The 7,433-nt window shown below is 38.1% G+C and carries 6 protein-coding genes; 5 read left to right on the forward strand and 1 reads right to left on the reverse strand.

Features of this window, described 5'->3' with window-relative positions:
• Positions 1-204 precede the first annotated feature (204 nt).
• The 5 genes from KI363_RS05985 to KI363_RS06005 all read left to right on the forward strand — a co-directional run bounded on the left by KI363_RS05985 (position 205) and on the right by KI363_RS06005 (position 6,656).
• Positions 205-906 (forward strand): response regulator transcription factor, encoded by a 702-nt coding sequence (locus KI363_RS05985; RefSeq protein ID WP_158321945.1) that lies wholly within the window; start codon positions 205-207, stop codon positions 904-906.
• The gene (locus KI363_RS05990; RefSeq protein WP_212965814.1) at positions 903-2,315 is read left to right on the forward strand and encodes a sensor histidine kinase; all 1,413 of its coding nucleotides are present in this window, start codon (positions 903-905) and stop codon (positions 2,313-2,315) included. Before KI363_RS05985 ends, KI363_RS05990 begins: the two co-directional genes overlap by 4 nt.
• Positions 2,302-3,081 carry a hypothetical protein gene (locus KI363_RS05995; RefSeq protein ID WP_212965815.1) on the forward strand — a complete coding sequence of 260 codons (780 nt, stop codon included), beginning with the start codon at positions 2,302-2,304 and terminating at the stop codon, positions 3,079-3,081. Before KI363_RS05990 ends, KI363_RS05995 begins: the two co-directional genes overlap by 14 nt.
• Before the next feature lie 1,018 nt (positions 3,082-4,099).
• A complete protein-coding gene (locus tag KI363_RS06000; RefSeq protein ID WP_281414079.1) occupies positions 4,100-5,188 on the forward strand; it encodes a GntR family transcriptional regulator in 1,089 nt (362 codons plus the stop codon).
• A 130-nt stretch (positions 5,189-5,318) separates the two neighbouring features.
• A complete protein-coding gene (locus KI363_RS06005; protein ID WP_158321941.1) occupies positions 5,319-6,656 on the forward strand; it encodes an ABC transporter substrate-binding protein in 1,338 nt (445 codons plus the stop codon).
• 133 nt (positions 6,657-6,789) lie between these two features.
• On the opposite strand, the gene KI363_RS06010 is transcribed toward KI363_RS06005, so the two are convergent.
• Positions 6,790-7,433 (reverse strand): IS3 family transposase (locus KI363_RS06010; protein WP_212965817.1); only part of this gene is annotated, 644 nt, incomplete at its 5' end.

Here is a 7,433-nt window from a genome sequence, read left to right on the forward strand (position 1 = left end):
ATGTAATGGTCACAATTTTGATCGGAATGACACCTATGTTTTTGTGCTTTCTGAAATGAAATTGACATAATCGTATTCAGATGGTAATTTTATAGTACATACCTTTCTTTTTTTTCCAATTCATCACTTTCACTATTGTTACATTACCGGCATCTACTGGTATCTTTATAACTTTTTGATATCAATATAAAAGGATGGATGAAAATGAATATTTTAATTGTAGAGGACGAGGAATCGATCCGTGATGTTTTAAAATCGTACTTTTTAAAGGAAGGCTGGCAAGTCTATATTTCTAGCGATGGAATGGAAGCGCTTAAGCTGTTTAATAAATTTAAAGTAGACGTGGTTTTACTAGATTTAATGATTCCTAAGTTATCTGGAGAAGCTGTTTGTCAAGAAATTAGGCAAACTTCCAATGTGCCGATTATGATTATTTCCTCTAAGTCAAGAGAAGAAGATATGATTAATGGCCTAAATATAGGTGCAGACGATTATATTGTCAAGCCATTTCGAATTAAGGAAGTTCTAGCCCGTATTCATGCTTTATTGAGACGGATGAAAATGTTTACAAAGGAAAGAGAGACCATTCTTCGTTTTAATCACGGCAGTTTGGTCGTTAACTTTGAAACCCAAGAAGTACTAGTAAACAACAAAGCTGTGAAATTAACCTCTACCGAATTTAAAATATTGGATACTTTAATAAAAAAGCCAGGGCGATTTTTTAGTCGTCAAGATTTATCGTATATTGTTCAAGGATACCGCTATATTGGCGATGGTCGAACGATGGATACTCATATTAAAAATTTACGAAAAAAAATCGAGGAAGATCCAAAGGAGCCCAAATATATTGTCACAAAGATTGGTGCCGGCTACAGATTTAATTGTATATTGGATCAGGCTAAATGAACGCAATACTCGCTTTTTTTAAAAAAGCTCAAGTATCAATGTTTATGATCATTGCCTCTGTCGTGTTTTTCACAATACTCGGTATCTATTTGGCTCTTTATTTCAGCACAAAACTGGCTTTAATAGAATATAAACAGCAATATTTTACTGAAAAGATGTATCAAATGAGTTATGTTTTTCGAACAGGTTTAAGTCAAGAGGAATATACTTTCGAAAATGAAGTGCTTTTTCATAAAATGGCTAAGGAATTTGGTACTCCGGTAGAGTTTGTTAGTGAGGACATGCATAAGATTATTTATAAAAATGGATTAAGCCATCTTGAACTTACTAATCCCTATTCTGTGGAATTACCAGTTGTGAAAGACGGTCAGACACTGGGTTATTTACGAGCTTATTTTGATATGGATCAGGATTTGAGTTCACCGGCGATCTTTACGCTTGAAAAGAAATTAAAAGATCAACAGCGTTATATTTTATTAAGCATAGGGCTTCTTGTCCTTCTCATTAGTTTTATGATTGCAAAATATTATGCAGAACCATTGAAAGGCGCTGCCAAGTATGCGGCGAAGATATTGAAGGGAAACCGGGAAGAATTTGTTCCGCGTCAGGGAACAGAGGAAGTAAAGCAATTAATTGATAGCACCAATAGTCTGTTAATTGAATTTAGTAATCTTGAAAATTGGCGAAAACAGATGATGGAGGATTTAACTCATGAATTGCGGACACCGCTTACTTCTGTTTTAACCCGTCTGGAAGCAATTATTGATGGGGTTTACCCAAAAACCGATAAAAATTTACAAGATATTTATGAACAAGTCGAAAGATTCTCAAGATTGATTCATAACGTTCAACAATTATCGGAGGCAGAAGGAGCAAGGTTTAAGCTAAATATTAAAAAGGTGAACTTAGTTTATTTAGTGAAAGGGGTATACGATGGCTTTTTATTTATTGCCAAACAACGGCAGATCCAAATGCATTTCGTAAACCCGAATACTCCTTGTACCGCTTATATTGATCCTGATCGAATGATTCAGGTGATCACAAATATTATTTCAAACGCGCTTAAATATACACCACCAGGTGGAGAAGTTTGGTTGGAATTTGAAATTGGTGAAGATGATTTTACTTTTTATTGTCAAGATAACGGGATTGGTATTTCAGAGGATGAACTACCTTTTGTGTTTAACCGCTTTTACCGAATTGATAAATCAAGATCACGTGATTATGGTGGTTCGGGGATAGGGTTAAGTATATCAAAGGCTCTAGTCCATGCCCATGGGGGAGAAATTGGCGTAGAAAGTGAACTTGAAAAGGGTTCTAGATTTTGGGTCAAGATTCCAATTGATAATCATCTCGTTTCAGTAAAAGATCAACACGACAAAACGGAGGCATTACATGGGGCTATTTAAAGGAATTCGCGCAGTTCATCAACATTGGACAATATTTATTTATCCAATCCTATTTGATTTGATCGGACTTACTTTAGGGCTGTATTTTATCGGTTTTTTTGGACAGGCTTTTGTTTCTGTTAAGCTTATTTTAGAAATGGGGTTACCTTCGATTAGTCATATTTCGAATATCCCCTTGTTTGCGAATAATCTCTTTTTTTTAACGGGACCTGTTGAAAAAACGGCCTTTCTAGCGGTTATTCTAATCATCATGCTCTTATTCGGAGCTTTTCTCCAAGGGGGATATATTCGTTCCCTATATAGGATTGTGAAAAAAGAAGAGTATTCATTTGTTCAATTTATAAAAGATGGCAAAAAATATTGGCTGCAATTTATCTTGCTTGAGATCATTGTCCAATTATTACGAATTGGTTTGACTGCCTTGTTTCTGTTATTTTTGCCCTATATCGGTGCCTTTATTTCACTGGTCACATTTATAGTATTACGAATTGTGTTTATTTATTTGGAGTTTACAATTGTTATCGATAACGTAAATATACCGGATGCACTCAAATTAAGTAGAAAGTATTTATTTAAATCATTTCTTCCTTCACTTACAGTCGTAATCATTATGTATATCGTCACCTCCAGTTTAAGCCTTGTTCTGCATATAGGATGGTCCTTCCCAATGGTGATCTGTGTCCTTTTCTTATATGCCTATTTAATGACATTGATTCAATCCGTGCTGATGTGTATTCTATGGCATGTTCGGGAAACAAAAGCGTAAGCATCTTGAGATGGATGAATGGCTAATGACGCGACACCAATCGCCACGCCGTTCTGACCTACATCCTGTGGTCCTTCGGACAAACTTTCGCCATAGGAAACGGGTGGGGCGACGTTGCACGGGACGTGGTACCTTTTGACGATCCATACTATACGAGATGGGGAAATCGATGTTCACTTGCAAGCAGGCACCTAAAGTTTTCTAGTCGCTACGTGGCTTGCGCTAGATCCCACACTAGACAAATTTTAAAGAGCCATGAACTATTTCCGGCTTATATTTATTAGAGGAATAGGCCCATTTATCATTTTAATTATGTTATAATATAAGAACAATAGATCGGCTTTGCATGAGGGAATTTGGTAGCACTGTTGCTCTGCCGTAAGTCTTCGGATGGGAGACTTCCCGGGAGGGAGGTGTTGCCAATGGACATTGTTAGTGCGTTAACGCTCATGATATCCTTTGGGATGTTAGTGGCGTTTATCGTTTCTGATAAAAACCATAAAAAATAATCCCTCATGCACTCTAGCAGGTAAGTGAGGGATTATTTTATCTCGCTACCAACCCCTCTTGACGGGGACGGTCTATTGGCGACCGTTCCATGTTCCCGCATGGACGGTCTTTTTTATTGTATGCAATTGTAACCTGTATATGCTTATTATAACATAAAAATTACGTTTGTACACATTCTAAACAGAGGTAATTGCCATTCAGACTCACTGTGTTGTATAGTTACGGACGACAAGGGCAAGAGACTCGCAGGATGTAAGTTCCGTAGGTGTTGCGATAGTCGTCGCGCCTTTAGCTGATGTTTCGCTAAATCCCCCCTGAACCTGGAAAGAAAAATCCCCCTTCTAAGTGCTTGTCGCTCCTAAACAGCCGCCTGCGCTTTTCTTTCGAAAGCGCTTGACTACAATATAGAAAGCGCTTATATTATTAATATATCCAGTATTTCCGGATACTACCTGATATACTTGGATTTGGATAAAAGGGGGGATTGTGAATTAGCAATAAAAAACCTTTGTATATCAAGATCAGTCAATTTTTAGAGAAAAAAATGGAAGAGGGTGTATACAAAACGCATGATCGACTACCTTCAGAGGCAGAGTTAGCTAAACAGTTCAATGTAAGCCGGATTACATCAAAAAATGCACTTATCAAACTTGTAGGAGATGGGAAAGCCTATAGAATTCCAGGAAAAGGAACCTTTGTCGCTGAACCTCCCGGAGACGCAGGAAAAGAAAAATACGGGGAAGCCAAAATTGATATCCCGCTTATTGGTTTGATTATGCCAGAGGTCGTTGGACAGCATTCAGCTCAAATTTTAGCTAGTATTGAAACCGCTGTCAATTCAATCGGATATGGATTAATACTGAAACAATCACATCATAATAGTGAGACCGAAAAAAATGCGATAAAGATGATGTTAAAAATAGGTGTAAAAGGATTAATCATTTTTCCTGTTGATGATCAGGTATATAACGAAGAGATCCTCCGTCTCACATTGGACGGTTTCCCATTGGTTTTACTAGATCGTTATCTCAAGGGAATTGAAACATCCGCTGTCTATTCTGATAATGTCACAGGTGCCTATCAATTGACCAAAAGACTTTGCGAGCACCACCAAAAGATTGGTTTGTTTACGGCACCTAATTTTGCAACGATTACCGTTGAAGATAGAATAAAAGGATTTGAACAAGCCTTGGAAGAAGCTAAGATACCTATTGACCGTTCGGCTTGGTTTACAGACATTCTTCAGGAGAATGCTGTAGAAAAAGCAACTGAGTTTTTACAGGCAAATCCCGATATATCAGGTATATTTGCGATGAACGCTCATGCTGGAAAAATTGCCTATCAAGCGGCCAAAAGACTTCATCAGCAAATCCCAGAAGAATTTTCTATCGCCTCCTTTGACCAGGGACGCGAATTGGATCTCTACCCAATTTGGACGGCTAAACAAGATTCGGTGCAAATGGGGGAACTTGCCGTCGAAGTTTTGCAATCACAATTCAAAAACGAAAAAAAAGTCCAACAAATCATTGTGCCTGTACATATCGATGATCAGGCAAATAAGCCGTATGAACAAGAAGGTAAAAAAGCTTTTGTTTAGAAAGTTTAGGAAGCATAGATTAATTGGTACGATCAATAACATAATAGAATATTTGGAAAGAAGAAGTTTTGTATTTTTAATATTATGAATAGTTAATATCCTAGAAAAAATATAATAAGGGGGAACAAACATGAGAGAGAAAAGTAAATTACTAGTATTATTTGTTGTCATTGGCTGTATGTTTGCCATTATGGCGGCGTGCAGTAATTCTTCTACGCCTACAGAAGGGGAAGCTGATAAAGACGGCGCAGGGAATGAGCAAGCAAAAGACGAGGATGAAAACACCGAGCCAGTCACCATTCGCTGGGCCCATCAAGGAGGGGAGGAACCCTTTATGGAAAGTTATGGGGATCTGTTAAAGGAAAAGTTTCCGAATGTTACCATTGAGGTTCAAGACGCGACAACTGACCATCCAGAAACATTGGAAGATGTGATTGCAGCTGATAAGTCACCTGATGTTTTGACAATGCCGAAACTTACACATACGAATTTCTTGGAAAATCTTGGCCTAGCCTATAATATGGATGAGGTAATTGAAAAAACGGGCTTTGATTTATCTCGCCTTGAGCCATCCATTGTCGAGTATGCACGTAGACAAGATCCAAATGATGAAATGGGACTTCTGATTATCCCGAATTCCCGACCTACTTTTGCCTTACACTATAATAAAGATGTATTTGATACTTTTGGAGTAGATTATCCAGAAGACGGGATGACATGGGAAGAAGTTGTCGAACTGGCAAAAGACTTAACAGGTGAAAGAAATGGGGTGGAATATCGCGGCCTAGATCTCGATGTGCCCTATGACGCTTGGACACAATTTAGCACACAAGCTGTTGATCCCGAGACAGATGAAGTGAATATTTCTGGGAATGACGCCTACAAAAGATTTTTTCAAATGATTGAAGATACAATTTCAATTCCCGGTAATTACCCAACAGAGGAACCAGGTAGCTTACTTATGAACTGGGGTGCTGAATTTGGTAAGGATAATGTAGCAATGGCTCCGTCGGGAACGAATTGGGGTTGGGTTGAAAAAGATAATATCGATATCGCCACTTATCCGGTTTGGGAAGGGTATGAAGGATTGAATCCGCAACCAAACGCTGGTGGTTTTGCTATCACAGAACCGAGTGAGCATAAAGAATTGATTATGAAGATGATTGAGTATCTCCTGTCTGATGAAGTACAAATGGAAAAATCTAAACAGGGTGAAACTTCCATTTTGGTAAATCCTGATGTGCAAGCTGTGTTTGGTGAAGGGAAGCCAGAGATAAGTGATAAACATCTTGAATCCTTGTTCGCAAACGGCTATGCAACAGGACCGGATAACCCGGCGAAATACGGTAGTATCCCATGGGGTGAATTCCAAGAATTCGCCAATTCCGGTAAAGATGTCAATGAATATTTACGTCAATATGAAGAAGAGATGGAAGAGCTTGTGAAGCAACAAAAAGCAAAAGAGTAATCTGGTTCTAAAGGGAGAATTACAAGAGCTGCATGAAACATTGGAGCAAATGCAAGTTATTAGGGTTAAAAATTAGAGCATCTTCTCAAATTTGAACTGCACCCTGTCAAGTAGACAGTAAAAAAACAAAAATCTACGCAACAGTCTGGTACCGATATTCCAACGGTGTCAGGCTGTTTAATTTCTCCTGGTAACGTTCTTCATTATAAAATTGGATATATCGATCAATATCCTCTACTAATTCTTCAAAGCTCTTATATTGTTTTAAATCATAAGATTCGCTTTTAAAATGGCCAAAAAAGCTTTCTACAGGCGCATTATCAATACATTTCCCAACACGGGACATGCTGCGTGTAATCTCGGCTTTTGTCGTCACCAAACGATATTCTTTCGATGTATACTGCGAACCCCGATCACTATGCAGTAAAGGCGTAGCACCTGGATTTGCTTCCAGTGCTGCTTTAATGGTTTCCATAACCAGCTCATTATCGTTATAATATCCAACCTTATAGGCAACAATAGAACCATCATAAAGGTCTTTGATGACACTTAAATAAGCTTTATGACTCAGGCTGTATTTTAAATGTGTGATATCCGTTACCCATTTCTGATTTGGCTTGTCTGCCGTAAATTCCCGGTTCAAAATATTTTCCTCGATGTTGACGTAGCTTGTTTTGGTGGAATATCCATTCGAACGGCGGATAAATGATTTTAAGCCTAATAAAATCATCAAACGACGAATGCGCTTCAAATTATATCGTTTTCCGCACTTGCGCT

This window comes from Lederbergia ruris (genome assembly GCF_018332955.1).
Taxonomy (GTDB): domain Bacteria; phylum Bacillota; class Bacilli; order Bacillales; family Bacillaceae_C; genus Lederbergia; species Lederbergia ruris.